This is a genomic window from Brevibacillus sp., assembly GCF_003521185.1.
Classification (GTDB): Bacteria; Bacillota; Bacilli; order Brevibacillales; family Brevibacillaceae; genus Brevibacillus; species Brevibacillus parabrevis.
Genome location: NZ_DOTK01000060.1, coordinates 1 through 20,946 on the forward strand (window position 1 = coordinate 1; position 20,946 = coordinate 20,946).

Consider the following 20,946-nt stretch of genomic DNA (forward strand, 5'->3'; position numbering starts at 1 on the left):
AGTCGCCCCCTCCTACTCGATTGAAAAACGCGTCGCTGTTTTTCCGGAAAAGAAAAGGGGATAGAGCCGCTTGCCGTTCACGCAGCATTCATGGCCCTTTAGCGCGATGCGTGAATTGACAGTGAGAATGGTTATCGATAGAGTGTTGTAGAGAACAGTCCAGTCTGCTGGAAAAAAGAGGGGGAGATTCATCTGCAACTGGAACAGTACATCGCCTTGTGGAACCAGGCGACAATCAAAATGATCGATGTTCGGCAGCATCGTCTGCGAGGCGATGAAGCCCCGTTTTCCTACTGCTTGCCAGCCAGCGCATTTTTGTACACGACGATCGGGCACGCCCATGTCTATCTGGATGGGCGTTTTTACGACGCGCGTCCTTTCCACGTCTTGCACAGCGGAAAAGGCTCGCGGGTGGAGATTCATTGCCTGGACGATGCCGTCGTCTTTTATTTGATCCTCTATCAGGCGAAAGTGTTTCTGCCTTGGCGAAAAGAGCTTCGCGTCCTGCTTGAGACAGCCAATCCTTTCGCCCGCACGTACGAAGTCAAGCCGAAAGTTCCGCTCGAACTGCTAGACTTGCTTGTCGCCATGTACGAGGAATGGCAGTCGTCCACACCTTTGCAGCGATTTCACGTCAAAACGCTGTTTCAGCTGTGGGTGCACCAGATTTTGCAGCAGCTCCAGGAGCAGGACGGGAAGACGGGGGCGCTTTCTGTTGTCGAGCAAGCGATTTTATACATACAAGGCAAGTACGCGGAGCCTCTGTCAGTCGATACGATCGCGCAGCGCTTCGGCTATAGCGCCAAGCATCTGTCCAAGCTGTTTAAAAAACAGACGGGGCACAGCTTGATGGAGTTTGTGATCCAGGTCAGGATGGAGCAAGCCAAAGCGTTTTTGCTGCATTCGGATGCCACTGTGCAGGAAATTGCCGAAAAAGTCGGCTACGCCGATCGTTTTTATTTTTCGCGACTGTTTGCGAAATACGTGGGGATGTCGCCGATCCGCTTCAAAAAACAGGGGGAAGCGCTCGGGACGGAAATTTGTCCATACGCTTTGCGCCGTTCGTCCATTGTTCCGCTTTCCGTCCGCCGTTATATTGATAGTGGTTATGAGAATCATTATCGATATAAAGGAAGGAATGAAACATCGATGAACAGTCGCAAGTTGTCAATCGTCGCGACGATGCTGGTCTGCTTCGCCCTGGTGTTGAGCGCATGCGGTGCAGGTACTGGTGGCGGGGCAGGCGCTGCTTCCGGCAATCCGCAAGCGGTTGCGGTCAAAGAGCAAAGTGCCGCGAGCGCAGATAGCCAAAAACAGGTGCGCATCATGAAAACGATCAAAGGAGAGATTGAGATTCCTTCAGCGCCGAAGCGAGTGATCGTCGATTTGTACCTCGGCAGCTTCATCGCCTTGCAGTTCAAGCCGATCGGCACGCCGGAGCTGAATTTGAAAAACCCGTACTTTGCGGAGTCCCTTGTCGGAGTGGAGAACATCGGGGATTACGAAAATATTTCCCTGGAGAAAATGCTGGAACTTCAACCTGACTTGATCTTCACCGGAAACGAGGCCGCTTTTGAGCAGTACCAGAAAATCGCGCCGACGGTTGTCGTTCCGTTTGGACAGCTGAAAAATGTGCACGAAGAGATTACGTTTGTCGGACAGTTGTTGGGCAAAGAGGCGGAAGCAAAGGCATGGCTCACGGAGTATGACCAGCGAATCGCGCAGGCGCGGGAAAAGATAGCCAAAGTCGTTCCGGCAGATGCCACCGTTTCCATCATGCAAGATTGGGGCAAGCAAACAGGCGTCTTCGGCGACAACTTCGGACGCGGCGGCCAAGCCGTCTATGGCGGGCTAGGCTTGAAACCTCCTGCTGCCATCGCCAAGGAGATCATGGAGAAGCAGGAGGTGGAAGTTTCCAGCGAGAGGTTGCCGACTTACGCGGGTGACTATATCATCTTGACCTCTGAGGAGCGAACGATGGCTGATCTGAAAGCCGATCCGATCTGGCGCACGCTCGACGCTGTGAAAAACGATCGCGTCTACATTTGGAAAAAAGCGAAATCATGGTATTTCGACCCGATCGCCACCTTGTCGCAAACGGAAGAGCTGGCGGATTGGTTGGTGAGCACGGGAGCGAAGAAGTAAGCGGCAGGTGGCGCCGTGCAGATTGCCTATGAAGCGGCAGGTGTCCAAGCTGTCTTCACGAATGCGCTCTCGGTCAGCTGATCGCTATCAAGCGAATCGATGTCGCTCAGGTGATCACGTCTAACCACAGGTGATAGATTCTTCTGAACAGTGAGATCGTACGTCTTGGCAGTTTATGCTACAGTTCCTTTCCCTGAACGCTATCATTGAAAATGCTTCTGTAATGGTGCAGATCAAATTGATCCGCTAAGGCATCGACTGTACTCCAAAACTCATCTTCGTTAAAACCAACAAAATCTACCACGATAAACTCAGCGAGATTGTGGAATGCATGAGCGATACGCAAATTTTTGTAAAAGGTAGCTTCGTCAAACGTACCACTGTTTTTCAAGTCTAAAAAAGCCTGATGAATCAGTTTTTTATAGGCAGTTTGCTTAACTTCAGTCATGCAATCAACTCCTTTTGTCGAACCAATTTTACAACCATTTGTGGCACGGATTATAAACTAGGTTGAAGTCATTTCCACCTACTCATCATATCAGGTGTAATTAGGAAAATATAAGTATTCCAATCATTGTAAAAGGAGGGGAACATATGGGCTGGGGCTTTCGCAAAAGTATAAAAATCATGCCAGGCGTGAGATTAAATGTCGGGACGAAAAGTGCTTTTGTTAAAAATGCAAGTGAAAAACGAGGGCGCTCAGCCACAAACGTTTACGCTCACAGCTTCGGGTGGTTTGGTGGTAACAGAAAAGCCGTTTGAACTGCCAGCAGGCCAAACAAAAGAAGTGGATGTGTGGCTGCATGTTAACGAAGACACGGCGGACGGGGACTATCAGGGGGGCGTAACGGCTTTGGGCCGAGAAAAAGATTCTCTGATGGGTGTAGAAACAAAATTTACTTGTCAGTATAAAGTAGAGAAACCGAAGCCATGGTGGGAGACTCTTTGGGGATGGTGACGATTCCGCAAACAGTTGAGAACGGAAGTTTGGAGAAGCTGCAAGCGTAGCTTCTCTTTTTTGTGCGCCCAGCATAGAAGACATCTGTACGGTTCAAATCCCGAGTGACGAAGGCAGTGCTCAAATGGGAAAACGATGATATGTTTTCGTCTCACCAGAGCAGGAGAGGGGCAGGTGATTGATGGGCAACTGGAGCTAGTGACTGGGACGTCGCCCTGGTAGCGCCAATTGCATGTCGCAATTGTTTAATCGAAACAAGTCCTGTTCCTCCATTGAATAGCCTTTGTTATCCGATTATAATAGCCAAGTGAAAATGATAATCAATATTATCGGAGGGGTTGTAGTTGTTTCGTTACAAGACAATGATCGGTGCGGCCGCTTTGCTTTTGAGCCTAACAGTTGTACTGTCCGCTTGCGGAAGCAATGCAGATGGTAACAGAAGTTCTCAGTCTGGGGCAGCGCAAAGCTTGAGTTCAAGCGCGCAGTCCGCTTCCGAGGCGGAAAAAGGAGAAATGAGAACGTTTAAAGATTCGTTGAATCGGGAAGTGGTGATTCCCGTTCGGCCCCAAAGGGTGGTCGCTTTGGCCTTTGTCGGCGAAATGTTGGCCCTCGGGCAAAAACCGATCGGAGCGACAGACCAGTTACTGCGATTTTTTTCTGCCGAGGAGAAGCAAGGCATTGCCAACATCGCTGTGGACACAGCGAGCAAGGAAGCCGTATTGGCGCTAAATCCCGACTTGATTCTCGTCTCCGCCCGCATGGCGCCAGAAGAAATCGAAGCCTACAGCAAAATCGCGCCAGTCGTGGCGGTCCCTTTCTTCGGGGACGCATTTGAATCGCTGCATCTCGCCGCAGACATTTTGGGAAAGGAGCAGGAGGAGAAGGCATGGATCGAGCGCTATGAAACGAAAGCCAAACAGCTGCAGGACAAAGTCAAGCCAATGTTCAAGCAAGGGGAAACAGGTGTCGTCATTCAATTTGCCTTAAAGCAAATCTATACATACCGGACAAGCACGTTTCCGACCGTCTATCAGGTGCTGGGCCTGATTCCGCCGAAAAAGCTGCAGGAATTGGAGCAGCAAGAGAATTTCAAGGGAGTTGTACCGCTGGCGGAGGAGGTGTTGCCGGAGTTTGCGGCAGATCGTATTTTCGTCATCGTGAATGACGAGGAATCGCAACAGACGTTTGAAGACGCGAAGAAAGGTGCTGTTTGGAAAAACTTGCCCGCCGTTCAAAATAACCAGGTGTATGTGATTGACAAACGGTTATCTATAGCCGATGCCAGCACGTTGGATTGGGCGTTTGATGAAGTGGAAAGGCTCTTGCTGAAATAAGCACGAAAGCGAAAGGGGGTTCGGACATGGGAAACGCATCGGATGAAAACACGAGGAATCAGTTCCCCTTGTTCGTACTTGAAGAGGTCGAAAAAGTTTGCGTACTTGCGAAGGATACTAGGCGGTTTCGGGCGGAAAGCAGCTTTAGTTTTATGGCTGTGGCAGATGGACAAGGCAAGCTCTGGCTTCAGGAAAACGCTGAGCAGATTGCCAAGGGAGCCTGCTGGATGGTGGAGCCTGCAACCTTTTGCGAAATAGCTAATACGGGGCAAAAGGAGCTGCGGCTGTACCGCCTGTTATTTCGGACAGTGGAGCGCAGTAAAGGGAATAAGGGCGGGGAAACGTTCCGGTTCCGTTTCGATCACGTTTTCAACATGAAGCCGGCTCATCGCGTGCTCGTCGACTGTCAAGCTTTGCTGCGGCGTTGGCCGGCGGAGGATGATATCGAGCAATTCAAAATGCAGATCGCCTTTCAGCAGTTGCTGTGCTTCCTTTTTGAGCAAACGCGAACGGTCGATGCGGAGGAGAACTCGGCCGCTGCAATCGAGCGTTCGATTGCATATTTGCACGATCATTATGCCGATGAACTGACCGTGCAGCAATTGGCGAAGCAAGCGAATCTCGGTGTTCGCCAGTATACCCGTTTGTTCAAAAGGACGACGGGAAAAAGCCCGATCGATTACTTGACCACCTATCGGATCAATCGGTCGAAGGAGGAACTCCTTATCGGTGGCGAGCTGCTGCATACCATCTCGCGCAACAGCGGGTTCAAAGACACGCATTATTTCAATCGGCGATTCAAACAAATCGTCGGCCTTCCCCCGAAACAATATGCGTGCAGTCGTGGCTGCGATACGAAAATCGTCACGCCGCACTATGTTGGGGACATGCTGGCGCTTGGCGTTAAGCCGATTGGCGCGCTCGACATTTCGCTCGATTCGCTTCGGGAAATAGCGAGCAGTATCAAGAGTATCGGCGACAACCAAGTGGAGCTGGCGAGAATTGAACCTCTGCAGCCGGATTTGATCGTGGCTTCAGATTTTATGGTAAGCTCGGAGTTTTCCGTCATTTCCCGACTGGCACCTGTTATCGTCGTACCTTGGGACGAACGGCCGTTCGAGCGCCTTCAGCGAATCGCCCGGGTGCTCGGCAAAGAGGCGGAAGCCAACCAGTGGCTGGAGCGCTACGAGTTGAAGAAAAAGGTTGTTCAGAAGCGAGTGCGTCCATTGGTCGCTCCGGAAATAACCGCTGCTGTTCTGCGCATAGACAATGGCAAGGTGTGGCTGCACGCCCCGCGTTTTTTTCCGACCGTCTACGAGGTGCTCGGTTTTTCTGCTCCAAGCCTGCTGGTGAACCACGTCCAGCAGGATGAACACATTCGCCGAGTGCCGATTGACTTTGCTCGATTCGCGGATTTGCAGGCAGATAAGCTGATCGTCATCCGCGGGAGAGAACAACAATTTCAGGAATGGTTCGACGAATTGCAGCGTACGAAAGGCTGGAAAAACCATGAAGCAGTACGGAGGGGCCAGGTGCATGTGCTTGAGCATCGCTGGGCTTCCTATGAAGCGATCACATTGGAATGGCAGCTGGACCAGGTTGACCGTCTACTATCCCATTTACCAACGACAGGAGTGGGCCGATCATGCTCCATTGTAAAAAGCAGTTGAAGCTGTCTACCTTGCTTATAACGCCGGGTTCGTCTGGCGGGGGATGGCGGGATCAGACGGCGCAGCCGGAACGGATACTGGACTTTGCCTTTTATCGCGAGCTGGCGCGAACGGCAGAGGAAGGCAAGCTCGATTATATTTTTCAACCGGATAAATATACGATATCAGCAAACAGCCCGGAAGAACTTCGCCGGGGGATTAACATTTGGCCCGAGCCTGTGACGTTGCTGTCTGCTCTTGCAGGGGCGACCTCGCATATCGGCTTGTCCGCGACGATATCGACGACCTACCATGAACCGTTTCATGTCGCGCGCATGCTGGCGACGCTCGATCATCTGAGCGGCGGCCGCGCTTCCTGGAACGTCGTCACCTCGATCGGCGATCTGGATGCGCACAACTTTCGCAACGATCACCGTCCGTTGCACGAGCAGCGGCACGCGCATTCTGGGGAATTTCTTGATGTGGTTAAGGCGCTGTGGGACAGTTGGGAGGACGATGCGATCAAGATTGACCGGGAAACGGGCGATTTTGCCGATCCTGCCAAAATTCACACGTTGCATCATGAAGGGGCGTGGTTTTCCGTGCGCGGGCCGCTGAATGTGGCAAGGCCGATTCAGGGTCATCCCGTCATTATCCAAGCCGGACGGTCTGATACTTTCAGGGAACGGGCGGCCCAGCAGGCGGACGTCGTGTTCACCGCTTTACGCACCTTGCCGGAAGCACAAGCTTTTTATTTCGACCTGAAACGGCGCTTGGCCAAATACGGCCGGGCAACGTCTGATTTGCTGCTGATGCCGGGCTTGAATGTGGTGGTCGGCGCAACGGAAGCCGAGGCGAAGGAGAAGCGGGAGCATCAGGAGCGTTTGTTGCTTCCGGAGGCGCGCAAGGATATCGTTTCATCCTCGCTTGGACTCGACATCTCTGGGTACTCGCTCGACGATCCGCTTCCCGAACCGGATCTGGCTGACGCTGGCATGGCTTCGTACAGACAGTGGAAGCAAACAGCGGATCAGCTCGGTTTGGTTACGATTCGCCAGTTGTACGAGCATGTGAGGCAGCAGAGCGGGCATTTTTCGATCACAGGCACTCCAGCGCAAATTGCCGATCGCTTGGAAGAATGGCTGACGAACGATGCTGCGGACGGATTCACTTTCATTCCGCACCTGCTGCCGCAATCGCTGCACGATCTCGTTCATTTTGTCATCCCCGAACTGCAAAATCGTGGCATTTTTCGCACGGAGTACAGCGGAAGTACGCTGCGTGAGCATCTGGGCGTGCCGCGCCCGTCCAATCGGTTCGTGGTGGGGTGAACCTGAAACAGTCCCGAACCGATTAAAGAAATAGAGCAAGGCAATTGCGTTTAAGCGAGAATGGGAAGCGGAGAGCTGAATCAACACATGACCGTGGTCATCTTTACTGAGTGTTTGCAGGCTATACAAGCATCAGATGGATGGGGCGGCGTGCGTGGACACAAATGTAAAGTACAAGAAACCCCCGTCAACAGCACGGGGGTTGGTCACGCTTTATGCTTATTTTTTGGTAGGGTCCAGAGGACTGATCATAACGCTATTATAGTAGACTTGCTCCTTGGAATCCGTGTGGGTAAATATGAGCATGTAGCGATCCAGCTTGTAAATGATCTGGTGTTGCCTTTTGCCGCCATACCAAGGCTGATCGCCAACCACTTCAAAAATTTCCTCTTTTGTCAACGGGGCAAAGGGAGCTTGGATGACCATGACAGTCGATTCGCCATTGATGCGATTGAGGAAGTAACGGTAGCCGTCCCGCTCAAAAAAATGGGCGTTCGGGACTGGCGATACGATTTCGCTTTCCTGCAAACCATAGTTTGCTTGCAGCTCGTCGCGCGTCGTCTGTAAAGGGATGCTGCCGCCCATGGTTCCCTCAGACAGATGTTTCACGGTATGGGCAAGGAATTTTTGTGCATTTGCGGAAGATTCATATGGACGATAGCTTTCGTACGCACTCCTGTCTGCTGGCTCGTTTTCGAATGCAGCGAAGACAGGCAGGCTGCCAAATAGCAGTAAGCCAATGACGATGATCATTTGTTGCCAGAGCTTCATTAGTACCTCTCCTTATGCGAACGGGGCCGTTATCTTTGTAACAACCTTTCATTTTTCCAACGAATAAAAACAGTCATTCACCATGGTGCCAGCAATTTCAGTATGTTCCGGCACGATTTTATCCAGCTTCATTCCCGCCTTTTCCAACACCTTTCTGGAAGCTGCGTGCTCTTCGGAACAAACAGCTGTGAATTTTCGGAAGCCATATGCATGAGCAGCGTGGTCCAGGACAAAAGCAAGCGCTTCGGTTGCATAGCCTTTGCCTTTGTGCGTATCCAAAATAATAAAGCCTACTTCCGCAGTGAGCACGTCACGATCACGGGTGCAGATGCTGATCAAGCCAACGTCGTTTCCGGTGTCTGTTTCGCGAATGATCCAGGTGAGCCAGTGGGTGGAGTCGAGAGTCCACGGGGCCAACTCTTTCGCAAAGTTGCTTCGGATCGCTTCCTCGCTCATAGGGGAGCCGATATGCTGCATGAGGACCGGATTGGTGTAGATGGAGCGAATCAATTCCCAGTCGGGCGGAGCCAGTTTGGTGAGAGTCAAGTGTTGACTGGTCAATGGATTGGACATGGCAGTCTCCTTTTTACATCCGAAGTAGTGTGGCTGTCAGCCGGGAAGGCAAAAGAAGCCTAGTAGCAGCAGAGCGAATGGCGTCTGCATCATTCCTTTGTCAGTTGATCTGGAGTTGGGATAATATTACAACAAGAACGATCGAAAATCACCTCTATTTTCCAGCGACAGCGAAATATTTTCATGATGATCATAAAAAGCTTCCTTGTGCTTATCGCGGTCTGTTTATTTTGAAAACGTGGAAGATGGTGGTAATATAAAAAGAACTTCTTTACGCTTTGCATCCAACGATGTGCGACGGAAAACGCAAAAAGGGGAGAAAGGAGACGAGAAATGTGCTCGATTTTGGCGCTGTTTCTTTAGAATGGGGCACTCTGCTTACGCAAGTGCTCGTTTTTTTGCCCATGCTTTTGCTGTATGGACTTGCTATCTATCTAATTGTGAAGGCCATTCACTTCATGAAGACAAAAATCCGGCTGGACCGCGAGTATAACGAAAAGCTTGCGCAGCTGTCGGAGCATTTGCGCAAGTGATGCGGGATACCAGAAAGGCATTTCTGTCGGCGCGATGTATCGCAAGCTGTTTTGCTCCTGGGACATCAACGATTTTCGCTTCTACCGAACTCTTGCGGCTGCCATCCGCGAATGGGAAACGAGCCAGGTGCCGCGAGTGAGAGCAAAGTCAAAAAAGCAAATCCAAAACGAATGGGCCAAGCACTACTACCGAAAATAACAAATCGCCATGAAAAAAAGAGCAGAAGGAAGCCTGCTCTTTTTTCGCGTGGAAAAGAAGGCGCGATCACAAAAAACGCACGAGCGCCTGGACGAACTTTTCCAAATAAGCTTGGTCGATTTCGTCAAAACGGTTTTTGCGCGGGCTGTCGATGTCGAGGACGCCGAGCAGTTGTCCGTCTTTTACGATCGGGACGACGATCTCCGACTCGGAAGCTGCATCGCACGCGATATGCCCTGGAAACAAGTGCACATCCTCTACGCGAACCGTTTCCTGCTTCTGCGCGGCGGTGCCGCATACGCCTTTTCCGAACGGGATGCGCACGCATGCAGGCAGTCCTTGGAACGGACCGAGCACGAGTTCATTTCCGTCGTTCAGATAAAAGCCCACCCAGTTGACTTCCTCAAAAAACTGGTTCAGCAGCGCTGCGGCATTGGCCAGATTGGCAACCTGATTGGACTCGCCAGCGAGCAAGGCTTCCAACTGCTTGATGACCAGTTCGTATTGCTCTTCTCTATTTCCTTGAAATTTTTCGACTTGGAACATGGATGGTCCTCCTAACAGCTAATTGTCTATGGCTTTACTCAGATATTATAAAACATCCTGAGGGCATCGGCTTCACGAGATTCTATGGATGAGCAGATTTGTTGCCCACTTTTTCCTAGAAGCGAGCCGAAAGCTCTTGTACAATGAATGAGAGCAGAACATGGAGACTACCTGTAGCTGGGACTGGAGGAAATACAGATGGAAAAAGCGACATTTGCGGGCGGATGCTTCTGGTGCATGGTGACACCGTTTGATGAGCTGCCGGGCATCGGAGGCATCATCTCCGGGTATACCGGGGGAACGGTGGAAAACCCGACCTATGAACAAGTAAAAACAGGCGAAACCGGACACTGGGAAGCGGTCGAGATTACGTTCGATCCCGAGTTGTTTCCATATGAAAGACTGCTGGAGCTGTTTTGGCAGCAAATCGATCCGACTGACCCGGATGGACAGTTTCACGATCGGGGCAGCCAATATCGCACCGCGATTTTTACCCATAACGAAAAGCAGCATGAGCTGGCGGTCGCATCGAAACAAGCGCTGGCGGCGAGCGGTCGCTTCTCCAAGCCAATCGTCACGGATATTTTGCCTGCGTCCGTTTTTTATCCCGCCGAAGAATATCACCAAGGCTACCACAAGAAAAATCCGAAGCATTACAAGGAAGACCGGGAAAAGTCCGGCCGCGATGCGTACATTCAGCAGCATTGGAAATAAAAGCAGCTTCCTAAAAAGCAGCAGGCAAGCCCGACATGGTCTGCTTGCGATCCAAACCCGTCCTGTGCAAAGGGCGGGTTTTTGGTTGGACTTGCCAATCAGGATGAGAACAGGTCGCTAAACCAAGGCAGTGACAAATAGATGCCTGCACAAATCAACAAGAAAATGACCGTTTTCATGATCGCACCCGCCCAAAAATGCTGGGGATGCACGGCGCGTTCGACCAGCCTTTCCAGTACGAGAAACAGCAGGATGGCAAGAAAGGCGAGAATGACAAACCCGATGAACGGTTCCATTTGACTGGCACCTCCCGAATATTTCCTGGCACTTCCATGCTTGCAATCGCTGCGCCGTGTCACCTTACGTCCAGCCTAGATACGTCACTGAAAATCTTTCCACGTAAAATCGATCGAGAGGTAGCCGACATGTCGTTCTTTGATCGGCGCTTTCCCTTTTGTCGCCAGTTCCGGTTTGCGAAAACAGACGAGGTCTTCGTGATAGCCAAACAGGCGGCAAACGTCTGGACGAAACGAATGAATGCCGCAACGATCGTGATTGACGTCGTAGAAAATGCAGGTGCCGGGAAAGCGCTGCTGATGCGCCAAGCCTTCGCGGAGCTTTTTCGGCATGGCTTTCAGCTTTTTATGTATGAGCTTTCGTTCCTTGTCAGTGATGGGTACCGGGCCACAGCATAAGCCTTTGCAGCCCTGACATGGCAATGTGTTCATTACAGCACATCCTTTCATCCAGTTCTTCGCTGTCCCTTGCGTAAAGAATAGTATGAAAGGTTTAAAAGCTGATGTAAATGATTAAATATTTTAATATAACACAAAAATAAATTTTTGTCAACAATTATTCCGATTGTATTCCCTGCTTGTCTCTGCTTGGAAAAAGGTCGCCAATTAGGAAAATATTCTCATGAAACTGGTAATATTTTGGATTAAGGTGTAGAGATGAAAAGGGGGATTTGTTACCGTGAAAAAAATATGTGCATTGCTACTCAGTATCGGACTGGGACTGACAGGTTGCGCTTCTGCACCAGCGGAAACGCCAACTGCGGGAACGCAGGCAAGCTCTTCTGAAAGTTCCGCACCGACCAATGCGACTTCGACTGCCGCTGCACCAGCAGAAACACCCGCTGCGGGAACACAGGCAAGCTCTTCTGAGAGTTCCTCGCCGACCAATGCAGCGCCGGCTTCTGCTGCCAATGAAAAAACGAAAATTTCCAAGGCTGCCTTTGACAAGATCGAAAACGGCATGACGTATGAGGAAGTAACGGGCATCATTGGGGGAGAAGGCGAGCTGCTGTCGGAAGCAGGAAACAAAGGGGAGCAGCATCATGCTGTCGTCTACATGTATGAAGGAGAAACGCTCGGAAGCAGTGCCAGTTTGGCATTCCTGGATGGCAAACTGCAAGTCAAATCCCAAATCGGTCTGCAATGAACGAAACCCGTCTGTGCGCTCAGCATCGGACGGGTTTTTATTGGGAGATGTGTGTTAGTTAGGATCTGCTGTCACCAGGGCGATGGCAAAACCGTCGTAGCCTTTGCTGCCGACTGTTTGAATGGCAGTCGCACTCACTCTTGGCTCTGCGGCAACGAGATCGGCGAACTGGCGAACGCCGAGGATGTTAGGATCGGTGCTCGTTTCGTCGATGACCGCCCCTTTTCTCACGACATTATCCGTGATGATCACACTGCCTTTGCGCGAGAATTTGAGCGCATAGCGGAAGTAGTCCGGGTTGTTCTTCTTGTCTGCATCAATGAAGATCAGGTCGAACGGCCCTTGATTCTCGCGATCGAGAGCGGCGAGGCTGTCCAGAGCGTCGCCAAGGCGGATTTCCACCAGCGCTTCGAGTCCGGCACGAGCAATGTTCGCTTTTGCTACCTCTGCATGCTTCGGTGCGGCTTCAAGCGTGATCAGTCGGCCGTCTTGAGGCAAGGCGCGAGCGAGCCAAATCGTGCTGTAGCCACCGAGTGTACCAATCTCCAGAATGGAACGTGCCCCTTGAATCTGGGCGAGCAAATGCAGGAACTTCCCCTGGTTGGGGGCCACGTCGATTGGCGGAAGGCCAGATGCTGCGTTGTGTTCCAAAACGGCGTCGAGTACAGGATCTGCTGAAACCAGTTTCGTCGTAAAATATTCATCTACAGCTGTCCATTGATCGCGATTCATCGTCTCACTCCTTTTTATGGCAAAACTAGCATACCATAAAAGCATTTTCGCCGAAATATTGGAAAAGCGCTACGATTCAAAGCGACACGAAACAAAATCAAGCGGAAAGTATTGCGTTTGTTACCATAATTTTCGCATGGTATGATCGACCAATTCCGTAGATAATAGAAAAGTAATCCAAGCTAGCTAGTATAATCCAACTTGGGGATTGAATGCGTTCGACTTAATTCAGGCAGATAGGTCGGCGCTATTTTTTTGTTCCATTCATAGGTATTATTACCTAAAAGTGATGGTTGTTGCGAGTTCTATTGTCCTATATCATGAAATCATTCACGTATGACATATGCGTACTACCCCGTACGCCCCGGCCGGAAGCAGCGGCTGGGATTTTTTTTTGTTCACCAAAAGCCATCCAGTGATCTCCTATCGCTTACAAAGCCATATTTGGTATATCCTATTGGAGGACTCGCAATGTTCTTGGGGTCTGCGGCGGCTCAATAATGCAGATGAGCCGCCGCATTTTTTTATGCCAAAATCGCAGGCGGGGATAAATAGTTACATAGTCCTGGACGGTCAAATCGGTCTCCTGCGTCTCTATATTGGAAAGAACCCGCACTCATACATGCTCCATTTCCGGTCATCCTAAAGTAAGGATAACTTGTCAGGAGGTGTTTGCATGCGTACGATACTGGCAATTTTGGCGATCGCGCTGGTCATGACAGGATGCTCGGGGAAAAACAATGCGCAGACACAGCAACAGAACAAGGCAGAGCCGTTGTGCACACCTGTGCCTGTCCGGCATGCGGAGTGGGAAGAGCAGGCGAAAGCGATTGCCGCTAAAGTGGATGGGATCGATGAAGTGGTTGCTGTCCAGATTGACAACGATTTGAACCTCGCCATCAAGGTTAGCAACTTCAATCGCTTTAAACTGCAATCGATTGAAAAAGAAGTGGCGGGCAAGCTGAAAACGGCATTTCCCGATTCGAAAGTTCACGTCACTTCTGATAAGAAACTGTTTATGGACTTGCAATCGATGAGCGGTACGCCATGGCCGACGGATGTAAAAGAGGCGTGCCAGAAGAAAAAAGCTGCAAAAGAGCTGGAAAAGAAAATGAAAGGGTAACTGGGACGAAGACCTCACCATCGCAAGCGGATGGATTGAGGTTTTTTGCTTCGTGTAAAAAAAGAAAAACTCCCGATTGGGGAGTTGAGTTTCTTCTAGTAACGGTCATGATCGTGATGGTCGCGATCGCGTTCGCCACGATCACGATGCAAGTCGATGCCACGCAGCTCGCTTTTTGCTTTTTCAACCAATACTTGATAATCTCTGACCACTTCGGTCAGAGCGGAGACGGATTCTTTATAATCCGGTTCGTTACAAATCCCATCAATCGCCCGATGGAGGTGAAACATTTTATCTTCGGTTTTTCGGATAAATTCTACCCAATCCATGCCGTTCATAAAAATACCTCCTTTCTAAAGCTTAGGCTTTACCCGTTCGCCAAAAAGTATGCAAGTGTGCCTTTGTTTGCCCGTCAAAGTGCGGCGCCCGTCATTTTCTCTAGAAATAAAGTTGTCCAGTACGTAATATAGAAAGATGGGTTTTCATCAGGCGTTCGCAAAAGCAAATGAGGTGCAGGAAATGGATGTATTCGCAAAAGTAAACAAGTCGCTGGAAAAAATCATGCCGTTGTTGACCCCGAGCAGTGTGGCGATTGGCGTGCTTGCGGGATCGCACCTGCAGCCGTTCGCGTTTTTGTCTCCGTGGGTTTTCGCTTTTATGACCTTTGCAGGGAGCCTGGGATCTGGGTTCAAGGAGTTTGCCAAAGTGCTGGCACGTCCGTTGCCGCTGCTGGTCAATTTGATGATTTTGCATGTCATCATGCCGTTCATTGCCTGGGGAGTGGCGCATCTGTTCTATCCCGACGATGTTCATGTCATTACCGGCTTTTTGCTGGCGGCGCTCATTCCGACGGGCATCTCCAGTTTTTTGTGGTCTTCGATTTACATGGGAAACGTCGCGCTGACGCTGTCGATTATTTTGCTCGACACGATGATTTCGCCGCTTGTGGTTCCTTTCGGCATGTACGTGTTGCTCGGGGCGAAAGTAGAGATGGATACATGGGACATGATGCAGGGACTCTTTTTCATGATCGTGCTGCCGTCGCTTGCCGGCATGCTGTTGCATCATCTGTCGCGGGGGAGAGTAAAACAGACGCTGGCTCCCAAGCTTTCTCCGTTTTCCAAGCTGGGCATGGGTGTGGTCGTCGCGATTAACAGCTCGATGGTGTCGAATTATTTCCAGGCATGGGACGCCAAGCTGTTCGGGATGGCTGTGTTGGTGCTTTTGCTCGCCATTCTCGGTTACTTGCTAGGCTGGTGGATGGCAAGACTGTTTGGCTGGGAACGGGACGTAATCGTCGCGCTGACTTTTAATAGCGGGATGCGCAATATTAGTGCCGGAGCGGTTATGGCGATTACGTATTTCCCTGCTACAGTGGCCCTGCCTGTCGTGCTCGGGATGCTGTTTCAGCAGACGCTCGCCTCTACGTTCGGCAAGTTTTTGGATGTGGTGGAAAAGCGGCCGCAACCAATCAGGAAGGAAGTCGCCCAGTAGAAAGCAGGAAGATTCTGCTTTTTCATATTGCCTGTTCGCATATTGTTCGTATATAATGAAGCAAACGTATGTTCGAGGGTGATGTTTATGCTGGAGACCATTCTCGTTCCTGTGAACAAGGAGATGCAGCGGGTTCCCGTGCTGACAGCCGTACATCTTCGCGTCTACAGAATGCTGGAAAATGGAACAGAGATTCAGACGATCGCGTCCAATCGTCAAATGAGACGGGCAGTAAACGATTTGTACAGGCTAGGGTGGGTGAAATCAAGTGATGAGCGGTATTCGTAACGGCGGAGGACGTCAGCTTTTTCCGCAAGACATGGCTCAGCCAGTGATCACAAAGCAGGAGCGTGAATCGTTTTTGTACATGCTCCGTGATTCCGGCAGGGAAGATTATGGCGTGACAGTCAGTTGGTGGGTGTCCATGGATGGCGAGCGCGGGAATACGCACAGCATGTGGGGCGTAGTCAAGTGGGTTGACCCCAAGGCACGCAAGGTTCAACTGGTCAATGAAGCGAGAAGCGAGTGGATCGGTTTGGAGCAGATCGTGAACGTTCTTGGATAAACGAAACGACCGAAAAAACAAGAAAAGGAGGGGCGCGAAGTCCCTCCTTTTTGCGTGCGAACAGATAGAGAATGATAACGGAAAGAAATGGTGTAAGAAAAACTAACATAAAAACTCAGAAAAATGACAAAACAAGTTGACAATCACTCGTTTCATGTTAGTATATATTACATAGCATGCATTCTCTCCACTTCCTATCTTCGGCCCAGAAATGGGTCCCTTTTTTTGCCCGAGGCCATCGATTATTGCGGATAGGGCTTGCCTTCCCCTTGAAAGAGCTTGCTTACCATTTGATACAAACGGCCGGACATATCCGGGAACACAAAGGAATACTGATTGGCCCCTTCCTTGAGCAAAGCGACTGGCGCTTCAATCGTGTAGGGGATTTTCATCAAATCGAGCATTTTTTTGTATTCATCTACCATGGAGTGATCAACGGTATAATAAAACGATTTGGAAGGGTTCATTTCAGCACGCTCCTTTTCCATATTGTAGCATACGTAAACAAGAAACACTCTGCTGCAGAAGCTGGCAGAGTGTTTTTGCGTACCAAGAGCAGGTCGTTTAGCTGCTGAAAAAGCTCCTGCTGGAATGTTTTCTTTTGTAGTGGGAACTGCCGTAATGAGAGTGTCCGTGCCCCCTGTGGCTGGACCCGTAACCTTTCCGGTATTTGCGGTCGCTGCTGCTGTATTTGCGGTATTTGTGGGAAGCATTCGAGTGATTACCCAGTAAATTTTTCAAAAGCTTTTTGAACATCCCCATCACTCCCAATTGTCTTGTCAGATTCGGCTGCGTATTCGTATATACGCATATGTCTGGAGACAGTTTCACTTTGTTTCGCTTTTTTTATGCAAAAGCGGTCCGATGCGATCAATCCGATTTGTCCAGATTCCTCCGTTGAACTTCTCGGGAACCCGGTTCAAATCGGCCGGGGTATCGAAGCCTTGGGAGAAGTCGCCGCTTCCTGCCACCAGGATGACGCGAGTATCCGCTGCTTCCATTCTTTCCATGAAGCGATTGGGCCAACCCCACAGCCAGGGAGCGATTTGATCGGGAATATGCAGCTGGGTCCCGGCGCAGGCGTCCGGAACGTATCCGGACCAGCCGACAGCGATGTAAGGAATCAGGCAGCTTTTCATCGTGCTCATCGACATGACGCGCAGCTCCGGCATTGCTTGCTTCAGCGTGGCAACAGGCTCGTCGCCGCCGTATACAGCGAGCTTCGCCAGCCGTTCTTTCGGCAAGGGCTGCAAAAAGGCGGCAAGCGCTTTGCCTTCGTTTGGATCGTTGCTTTTGATGTGGATCAACAATGACTCCGTCGGAAATTCTGTCAGAACCTCGTCGAGAGAAGGCATCAGTCCGACACCTTTGCCGCGAAAAGGATACGTGCGCCCGCCGTCTGCCGTGTAGTTGTAGCCCACGTCCAGCTTTTTCAGCTCGGACATGGTGAAGTCTCTCGTCACCCCTTCGCCATTGGTGCGACATCCGAGCGTCCAGTCGTGAAAGACGGCGAATTGAGAATCTTTCGTCCAGTGGACATCGAGCTCAACGGCATCGGCTCCGGCTGCGAAAGCCGCGCGCATGGAAGGAAGCGTATTTTCCAGGTAAGGATGTTCTGGCGGGTAAATTCGCTCGGCTGTGCACGTTTCGTTTGTGATTCCTTCCATATGAAAGGTTTGCGCCACTCCGCGGTGAGCCAGCAAAAAAGGAGAGCCGTCAGGCGGACTCGCCAAAAAAGAGCTGTTGACGACCCACATATAGAGAAGGAGCGTCAGGAATGCCCAAAAGAAGATGCGGCGCAACCGCTTCTTTTTCGGTGCCGATTTGATGTTTTCCATAGATGGAGCGGCCTCCGGTGCTGTATGACCTGTTTTTCTACCGCTATTTTACCAAAGCAGGCGCCAGGAGGAAAACATGTCTCTGTGCGCAAGAGGGACTTGGCACGGGGAAAAAAGACTGGCAGAATAGAGCGTACGTATGGATTGACTTACCGAGCAGGGGGAGTTCGATGAAAATAGCGCTGCACCAGATCGCCTATCAAATCGGGATGCACCCAAACGAGATGGCCAAGCTGGTTTACGAGGGAGAAATTACGGGTGAAGTGCCTAACCGCAATCCGCAAGCGAAGGATGCGTGGGTGGATTTGCATTCATTGAAAAACTTCATTGAATGGAAGTTCGATCAAGGGGCATTTGACCGGATGTTTTTCGATAAAGCCATGCGGCATGTCAACAAAGCGATGGGAAACAAATAAAGCGCAAGCGAAAAAGGAGACATACTTTCGATGCAGGAATCGATCATTTATTGCATGGTGCCAAAAGCTTACTGGGAACAGTGGGAAGAGAAGGAGCATTACCTGCCCCGAGACTACGAGCAGGAAGGTTTTATTCATGCCACAAAAGGCGACGAGCTGTTGGGGAAGGTAGCGGACCGGGTATACGGCGCATTTGAAGGGGAGTTGTTCGTCCTCGTAGTCGACGAGAGCAAATCCGCTTCTCCGATCAAATACGAGCAGGCGAGCGACGGACTGCTTTATCCGCATATTTACGGTCCGCTCAATCACGATGCCATTGCCGATATTCGCCGGATGGAAAAAGTGGACGGGCATTGGCGCATCGGCGGGTCTATTCGCTAGTCGTTTATCCGGCTTATCCGTTCCAGTTGAACTGATTTAGCAAATCGCGCACTTCCTCGCGCTTGGATGCAGGCAGCTTGTCGAGTCTGCGCAGCAATAGCGCGATCCTTTTGCGCTGCTCGATTTCGGGGAACGGCTCGGCATGTCTGCTCACCCATTGGCGCTTGAGCCGCACCGGGTCTGTCTCCGCGATGATTTTTAACAGCTTTCGTTCCAGAAAATCAAGGGAAGCCATCGGTCAAACTCCTCTTCGTCCAAAATCAGATGCTACCAGTTTATCATACATACTTCTGGCGTGAACGGAGAACAATGGTACAGGTAGTGAATCTAGTTGGAACCAGAGGAGGAATTGTGATGGCAAAACCGGATGATCGCTCTGACAACGCTGCCAAGCTGCAAGAAATGGCGCGAAATACAGAGGAAAATATCAACGAGGCGAATGACTATCTGGCTGCGCACGCAGGGGAGATTTCCGCCAAGGAACGTGCGGACATCGAGGCGAAGAACGAGCGTCGTGCAGAAAGTGCAGAGGGCTTCCGTTCGGAAATCGAGGATGAGACGTCCCAGTGAGCTGAAAATCATCTCGCATCGACACCTGCCACAAGAGTTGCGGCAGGTGTTTTTGGCATGGAGCGGGGAAAAGTGCAACAAAACATGAATTGTTTTGCGAAACATGGTAATCTGTAGAAGAACAAATTGAATCAAGAGGAGAAAGACTATGAAACGACCAGAAGACACACGCGTCGTTGTCGGCATGTCCGGCGGAGTCGACTCCTCCGTGACGGCTTACCTGCTCAAGCAACAGGGATATGACGTCATCGGCATCTTCATGAAAAACTGGGATGATACCGATGAATTCGGCCACTGCACGGCGGAAGAAGACTTCCAGGATGTCCGGCGCGTCTGTGAACAGATCGGCATTCCATATTACACCGTCAATTTTGAAAAAGAATACATGGATAAAGTATTCCAGTATTTTTTGGATGAATATAAACGCGGGCGCACTCCGAACCCGGACGTCATGTGCAACCGCGAAATCAAGTTTGGCGAACTGCTGGCAAAAGTGATGGACCTGGGAGCCGATTACATCGCGACAGGCCACTATGCGCAGGTGAAATTCATCGACGGGGAGTACAAGCTGATCCGAGGCGCGGACAACAACAAGGACCAGACGTATTTCCTCAACGTGCTCGGCCAGGAGCAGTTGTCCAAAACGATGTTTCCCATCGGACATTTGCCAAAGCCCGAGGTGCGCAAAATTGCCGAGGAAGCAGGGCTTTACACCGCAAAGAAAAAGGACAGCACAGGGATTTGCTTCATTGGCGAACGCAACTTCCGCGAGTTTTTGCAAAACTACTTGCCAGCCAAGCCCGGCAATATCGAGACTGTCGAGGGAACCGTGATCGGGCAGCACGATGGACTGATGTACTACACGCTCGGTCAGCGCCAAGGGCTTGGAATCGGCGGCGGACACGGCACGAGCGGTCAACCGTGGTTTGTCGTGGACAAGGATCTGGAACGCAACGCACTGATTGTCGGGGAAGGCTCCGATCATCCCCGCCTGTACTCAAGCAGTCTTTTGGCGACAGACGTGAGCTGGGTTAGCGCCAACAAGCCAACCGGATCGTTTGTCTGCACCGCGAAGTTCCGTTATCGTCAGCCGGATCAGCAAGTGACGGTACACGTGCAGGAAGGCAACACCGTAGAGGTCGTTTTCGCTCAACCGCAAAAAGCCGTTACTCCTGGACAGGCCGTCGTCTTCTACGATGGCGAAGTTTGTCTCGGCGGAGGAACGATCGACAAGGTGCGTTCGATAGATAAAGAGAATTAATATACGGGGGAAGCGCTTGGTGGATGCAACGAAAAAATCCAAAGTGATTATCGTTTCGTTTTTGGCGGGAGCACTCCTCTTGGGGTTTCTCGCTTACATGGGAATGTCGGCTACGAGCAGTGAGCACATGGCGACGATCCAGGCTGTCATCAAGGAAAAAGGCGGCGTGATTGAACCGGGCGGCGTGACCGCTGTTCCTGCCGATGAAAGCCCTTTTGCCAAAAGCGGAAAAGGCAATACGATTTACCGCATTGTGTACAAAAAGGACGGGGAAAGCCTGACAGCCTGGTACCGTTCCGAAAACCATTCCTCCATCATCAAAGAGCCGGAAGAGTGGATTCTTCCGAAATGAAGAATAACCTTGACTGGG

Annotated in this window: 29 protein-coding genes; 17 read left to right on the plus strand and 12 right to left on the minus strand. The window is 50.9% G+C overall.

Annotated elements, in window-relative coordinates:
* Positions 1-240 precede the first annotated feature (240 nt).
* Positions 241-2,145, plus strand: a complete 1,905-nt coding sequence (locus DEP07_RS18255) for an AraC family transcriptional regulator (RefSeq protein WP_173595935.1) — start codon at positions 241-243, stop codon at positions 2,143-2,145.
* A gap of 178 nt (positions 2,146-2,323) precedes the next feature.
* Here DEP07_RS18255 and DEP07_RS18260 read toward each other — a convergent pair whose 3' ends face one another.
* Positions 2,324-2,593 (minus strand): hypothetical protein, encoded by a 270-nt coding sequence (locus DEP07_RS18260; protein WP_242771523.1) that lies wholly within the window; start codon positions 2,591-2,593, stop codon positions 2,324-2,326.
* 198 nt (positions 2,594-2,791) lie between these two features.
* Between DEP07_RS18260 and DEP07_RS18265 the strand changes: the two genes are divergently transcribed.
* The 4 genes from DEP07_RS18265 (at position 2,792) to DEP07_RS18280 (ending at position 7,417) form a co-directional block, all read left to right on the plus strand.
* Positions 2,792-3,103, plus strand: a complete 312-nt coding sequence (locus tag DEP07_RS18265) for a COG1470 family protein (RefSeq protein ID WP_242775351.1) — start codon at positions 2,792-2,794, stop codon at positions 3,101-3,103.
* Between the two features lie 467 nt (positions 3,104-3,570).
* Complete coding sequence (locus tag DEP07_RS18270; RefSeq protein WP_173598763.1) at positions 3,571-4,437, plus strand: ABC transporter substrate-binding protein; 867 nt, start codon at positions 3,571-3,573, stop codon at positions 4,435-4,437.
* Between the two features lie 26 nt (positions 4,438-4,463).
* Entirely contained in the window at positions 4,464-6,107 is a 1,644-nt protein-coding gene (locus DEP07_RS18275) for an AraC family transcriptional regulator (RefSeq protein ID WP_274875291.1), read from the plus strand.
* Positions 6,083-7,417, plus strand: a complete 1,335-nt coding sequence (locus DEP07_RS18280) for an LLM class flavin-dependent oxidoreductase (protein ID WP_242771519.1) — start codon at positions 6,083-6,085, stop codon at positions 7,415-7,417. Before DEP07_RS18275 ends, DEP07_RS18280 begins: the two co-directional genes overlap by 25 nt.
* Positions 7,418-7,636: 219 nt before the next feature.
* On the opposite strand, the gene DEP07_RS18285 is transcribed toward DEP07_RS18280, so the two are convergent.
* Positions 7,637-8,188: a hypothetical protein gene (locus DEP07_RS18285; RefSeq protein ID WP_173595940.1), complete on the minus strand. Its 552-nt coding sequence runs from the start codon at positions 8,186-8,188 to the stop codon at positions 7,637-7,639.
* A gap of 48 nt (positions 8,189-8,236) precedes the next feature.
* On the minus strand, positions 8,237-8,761 hold the full coding sequence (locus tag DEP07_RS18290; protein WP_122963340.1) for a GNAT family N-acetyltransferase: 525 nt from the start codon (positions 8,759-8,761) through the stop codon (positions 8,237-8,239).
* Positions 8,762-9,096: 335 nt separating this feature from the next.
* Between DEP07_RS18290 and DEP07_RS18295 the strand changes: the two genes are divergently transcribed.
* The gene (locus tag DEP07_RS18295; RefSeq protein ID WP_173595941.1) at positions 9,097-9,294 is read left to right on the plus strand and encodes a hypothetical protein; all 198 of its coding nucleotides are present in this window, start codon (positions 9,097-9,099) and stop codon (positions 9,292-9,294) included.
* Positions 9,295-9,559: 265 nt separating this feature from the next.
* On the opposite strand, the gene DEP07_RS18300 is transcribed toward DEP07_RS18295, so the two are convergent.
* On the minus strand, positions 9,560-10,039 hold the full coding sequence (locus DEP07_RS18300; protein ID WP_122963338.1) for a GAF domain-containing protein: 480 nt from the start codon (positions 10,037-10,039) through the stop codon (positions 9,560-9,562).
* 198 nt (positions 10,040-10,237) lie between these two features.
* Here DEP07_RS18300 and msrA point away from each other — a divergent pair, with 198 nt between their 5' ends.
* Positions 10,238-10,753 (plus strand): peptide-methionine (S)-S-oxide reductase MsrA, encoded by a 516-nt coding sequence (msrA, locus tag DEP07_RS18305; protein ID WP_122963337.1) that lies wholly within the window; start codon positions 10,238-10,240, stop codon positions 10,751-10,753.
* Between the two features lie 98 nt (positions 10,754-10,851).
* Here msrA and DEP07_RS18310 read toward each other — a convergent pair whose 3' ends face one another.
* Entirely contained in the window at positions 10,852-11,049 is a 198-nt protein-coding gene (locus tag DEP07_RS18310) for a hypothetical protein (RefSeq protein WP_287102859.1), read from the minus strand.
* Positions 11,050-11,133: 84 nt separating this feature from the next.
* A complete protein-coding gene (locus tag DEP07_RS18315) occupies positions 11,134-11,481 on the minus strand; it encodes a YkgJ family cysteine cluster protein (RefSeq protein ID WP_122963335.1) in 348 nt (115 codons plus the stop codon).
* 247 nt (positions 11,482-11,728) lie between these two features.
* Here DEP07_RS18315 and DEP07_RS18320 point away from each other — a divergent pair, with 247 nt between their 5' ends.
* A complete protein-coding gene (locus tag DEP07_RS18320; protein WP_287102860.1) occupies positions 11,729-12,196 on the plus strand; it encodes a DUF3862 domain-containing protein in 468 nt (155 codons plus the stop codon).
* Between the two features lie 54 nt (positions 12,197-12,250).
* On the opposite strand, the gene DEP07_RS18325 is transcribed toward DEP07_RS18320, so the two are convergent.
* Entirely contained in the window at positions 12,251-12,928 is a 678-nt protein-coding gene (locus DEP07_RS18325; protein ID WP_242771511.1) for an O-methyltransferase, read from the minus strand.
* Between the two features lie 676 nt (positions 12,929-13,604).
* Here DEP07_RS18325 and DEP07_RS18330 point away from each other — a divergent pair.
* The gene (locus DEP07_RS18330; RefSeq protein ID WP_122963332.1) at positions 13,605-14,051 is read left to right on the plus strand and encodes a YhcN/YlaJ family sporulation lipoprotein; all 447 of its coding nucleotides are present in this window, start codon (positions 13,605-13,607) and stop codon (positions 14,049-14,051) included.
* Positions 14,052-14,146: 95 nt separating this feature from the next.
* Here the strand turns inward: DEP07_RS18330 and DEP07_RS18335 are convergent, their stop codons facing one another.
* Positions 14,147-14,389 carry a hypothetical protein gene (locus tag DEP07_RS18335; protein ID WP_063231054.1) on the minus strand — a complete coding sequence of 81 codons (243 nt, stop codon included), beginning with the start codon at positions 14,387-14,389 and terminating at the stop codon, positions 14,147-14,149.
* Between the two features lie 181 nt (positions 14,390-14,570).
* Here DEP07_RS18335 and DEP07_RS18340 point away from each other — a divergent pair, with 181 nt between their 5' ends.
* The 3 genes from DEP07_RS18340 (at position 14,571) to DEP07_RS18350 (ending at position 16,110) form a co-directional block, all read left to right on the plus strand.
* On the plus strand, positions 14,571-15,545 hold the full coding sequence (locus DEP07_RS18340; protein WP_242771506.1) for a bile acid:sodium symporter family protein: 975 nt from the start codon (positions 14,571-14,573) through the stop codon (positions 15,543-15,545).
* Between the two features lie 87 nt (positions 15,546-15,632).
* A complete protein-coding gene (locus tag DEP07_RS18345; protein ID WP_063231052.1) occupies positions 15,633-15,833 on the plus strand; it encodes a hypothetical protein in 201 nt (66 codons plus the stop codon).
* Entirely contained in the window at positions 15,817-16,110 is a 294-nt protein-coding gene (locus tag DEP07_RS18350) for a YolD-like family protein (RefSeq protein ID WP_122963329.1), read from the plus strand. Before DEP07_RS18345 ends, DEP07_RS18350 begins: the two co-directional genes overlap by 17 nt.
* Positions 16,111-16,352: 242 nt before the next feature.
* Here the strand turns inward: DEP07_RS18350 and DEP07_RS18355 are convergent, their stop codons facing one another.
* The 3 genes from DEP07_RS18355 to DEP07_RS18365 form a co-directional block, all read right to left on the minus strand.
* Complete coding sequence (locus tag DEP07_RS18355; RefSeq protein WP_122963328.1) at positions 16,353-16,577, minus strand: hypothetical protein; 225 nt, start codon at positions 16,575-16,577, stop codon at positions 16,353-16,355.
* A gap of 97 nt (positions 16,578-16,674) precedes the next feature.
* On the minus strand, positions 16,675-16,866 hold the full coding sequence (locus DEP07_RS18360; protein ID WP_122963327.1) for a hypothetical protein: 192 nt from the start codon (positions 16,864-16,866) through the stop codon (positions 16,675-16,677).
* Between the two features lie 71 nt (positions 16,867-16,937).
* The gene (locus DEP07_RS18365) at positions 16,938-17,948 is read right to left on the minus strand and encodes a glycerophosphodiester phosphodiesterase family protein (protein ID WP_287102861.1); all 1,011 of its coding nucleotides are present in this window, start codon (positions 17,946-17,948) and stop codon (positions 16,938-16,940) included.
* A gap of 170 nt (positions 17,949-18,118) precedes the next feature.
* On the opposite strand from DEP07_RS18365, the gene DEP07_RS18370 reads away from it, so the two are divergent.
* Both DEP07_RS18370 and DEP07_RS18375 read left to right on the plus strand, forming a co-directional pair.
* On the plus strand, positions 18,119-18,364 hold the full coding sequence (locus DEP07_RS18370; RefSeq protein ID WP_063231049.1) for a hypothetical protein: 246 nt from the start codon (positions 18,119-18,121) through the stop codon (positions 18,362-18,364).
* A gap of 30 nt (positions 18,365-18,394) precedes the next feature.
* Positions 18,395-18,745 (plus strand): DUF952 domain-containing protein, encoded by a 351-nt coding sequence (locus DEP07_RS18375; protein ID WP_287102862.1) that lies wholly within the window; start codon positions 18,395-18,397, stop codon positions 18,743-18,745.
* Positions 18,746-18,758: 13 nt separating this feature from the next.
* Here the strand turns inward: DEP07_RS18375 and DEP07_RS18380 are convergent, their stop codons facing one another.
* Complete coding sequence (locus tag DEP07_RS18380; protein ID WP_122963324.1) at positions 18,759-18,980, minus strand: hypothetical protein; 222 nt, start codon at positions 18,978-18,980, stop codon at positions 18,759-18,761.
* Positions 18,981-19,099: 119 nt separating this feature from the next.
* Between DEP07_RS18380 and tlp the strand changes: the two genes are divergently transcribed.
* From tlp to DEP07_RS18395, 3 genes are all read left to right on the plus strand, one after another.
* Positions 19,100-19,315: a small acid-soluble spore protein Tlp gene (gene tlp, locus DEP07_RS18385; RefSeq protein ID WP_122963323.1), complete on the plus strand. Its 216-nt coding sequence runs from the start codon at positions 19,100-19,102 to the stop codon at positions 19,313-19,315.
* 148 nt (positions 19,316-19,463) lie between these two features.
* Complete coding sequence (gene mnmA / locus DEP07_RS18390) at positions 19,464-20,576, plus strand: tRNA 2-thiouridine(34) synthase MnmA (RefSeq protein WP_122963322.1); 1,113 nt, start codon at positions 19,464-19,466, stop codon at positions 20,574-20,576.
* 19 nt (positions 20,577-20,595) lie between these two features.
* Complete coding sequence (locus DEP07_RS18395) at positions 20,596-20,928, plus strand: hypothetical protein (RefSeq protein WP_122963321.1); 333 nt, start codon at positions 20,596-20,598, stop codon at positions 20,926-20,928.
* Positions 20,929-20,946 lie beyond the last annotated feature (18 nt).

Excerpts from the sequence above, each read along its gene's own strand:
- DEP07_RS18255 (WP_173595935.1), top strand. The coding sequence starts at position 241 with ATGATCGATGTTCGGCAGCATCGTCTGCGAGGCGATGAAGCCCCGTTT.
- DEP07_RS18260 (WP_242771523.1), bottom strand. The coding sequence starts at position 2,593 with ATGACTGAAGTTAAGCAAACTGCCTATAAAAAACTGATTCATCAGGCT.
- DEP07_RS18265 (WP_242775351.1), top strand. The coding sequence starts at position 2,792 with ATGTCGGGACGAAAAGTGCTTTTGTTAAAAATGCAAGTGAAAAACGAG.
- DEP07_RS18275 (WP_274875291.1), top strand. The coding sequence starts at position 4,464 with ATGGGAAACGCATCGGATGAAAACACGAGGAATCAGTTCCCCTTGTTC.
- DEP07_RS18280 (WP_242771519.1), top strand. The coding sequence starts at position 6,083 with ATGCTCCATTGTAAAAAGCAGTTGAAGCTGTCTACCTTGCTTATAACG.
- DEP07_RS18285 (WP_173595940.1), bottom strand. The coding sequence starts at position 8,188 with ATGAAGCTCTGGCAACAAATGATCATCGTCATTGGCTTACTGCTATTT.
- DEP07_RS18290 (WP_122963340.1), bottom strand. The coding sequence starts at position 8,761 with ATGTCCAATCCATTGACCAGTCAACACTTGACTCTCACCAAACTGGCT.
- DEP07_RS18300 (WP_122963338.1), bottom strand. The coding sequence starts at position 10,039 with ATGTTCCAAGTCGAAAAATTTCAAGGAAATAGAGAAGAGCAATACGAA.
- msrA (WP_122963337.1), top strand. The coding sequence starts at position 10,238 with ATGGAAAAAGCGACATTTGCGGGCGGATGCTTCTGGTGCATGGTGACA.
- DEP07_RS18310 (WP_287102859.1), bottom strand. The coding sequence starts at position 11,049 with ATGGAACCGTTCATCGGGTTTGTCATTCTCGCCTTTCTTGCCATCCTG.
- DEP07_RS18315 (WP_122963335.1), bottom strand. The coding sequence starts at position 11,481 with ATGAACACATTGCCATGTCAGGGCTGCAAAGGCTTATGCTGTGGCCCG.
- DEP07_RS18325 (WP_242771511.1), bottom strand. The coding sequence starts at position 12,928 with ATGAATCGCGATCAATGGACAGCTGTAGATGAATATTTTACGACGAAA.
- DEP07_RS18330 (WP_122963332.1), top strand. The coding sequence starts at position 13,605 with ATGCGTACGATACTGGCAATTTTGGCGATCGCGCTGGTCATGACAGGA.
- DEP07_RS18335 (WP_063231054.1), bottom strand. The coding sequence starts at position 14,389 with ATGAACGGCATGGATTGGGTAGAATTTATCCGAAAAACCGAAGATAAA.
- DEP07_RS18340 (WP_242771506.1), top strand. The coding sequence starts at position 14,571 with ATGGATGTATTCGCAAAAGTAAACAAGTCGCTGGAAAAAATCATGCCG.
- DEP07_RS18345 (WP_063231052.1), top strand. The coding sequence starts at position 15,633 with ATGCTGGAGACCATTCTCGTTCCTGTGAACAAGGAGATGCAGCGGGTT.
- DEP07_RS18350 (WP_122963329.1), top strand. The coding sequence starts at position 15,817 with ATGAGCGGTATTCGTAACGGCGGAGGACGTCAGCTTTTTCCGCAAGAC.
- DEP07_RS18355 (WP_122963328.1), bottom strand. The coding sequence starts at position 16,577 with ATGAACCCTTCCAAATCGTTTTATTATACCGTTGATCACTCCATGGTA.
- DEP07_RS18360 (WP_122963327.1), bottom strand. The coding sequence starts at position 16,866 with ATGTTCAAAAAGCTTTTGAAAAATTTACTGGGTAATCACTCGAATGCT.
- DEP07_RS18365 (WP_287102861.1), bottom strand. The coding sequence starts at position 17,948 with ATGGAAAACATCAAATCGGCACCGAAAAAGAAGCGGTTGCGCCGCATC.
- DEP07_RS18370 (WP_063231049.1), top strand. The coding sequence starts at position 18,119 with ATGAAAATAGCGCTGCACCAGATCGCCTATCAAATCGGGATGCACCCA.
- DEP07_RS18375 (WP_287102862.1), top strand. The coding sequence starts at position 18,395 with ATGCAGGAATCGATCATTTATTGCATGGTGCCAAAAGCTTACTGGGAA.
- DEP07_RS18380 (WP_122963324.1), bottom strand. The coding sequence starts at position 18,980 with ATGGCTTCCCTTGATTTTCTGGAACGAAAGCTGTTAAAAATCATCGCG.
- tlp (WP_122963323.1), top strand. The coding sequence starts at position 19,100 with ATGGCAAAACCGGATGATCGCTCTGACAACGCTGCCAAGCTGCAAGAA.
- mnmA (WP_122963322.1), top strand. The coding sequence starts at position 19,464 with ATGAAACGACCAGAAGACACACGCGTCGTTGTCGGCATGTCCGGCGGA.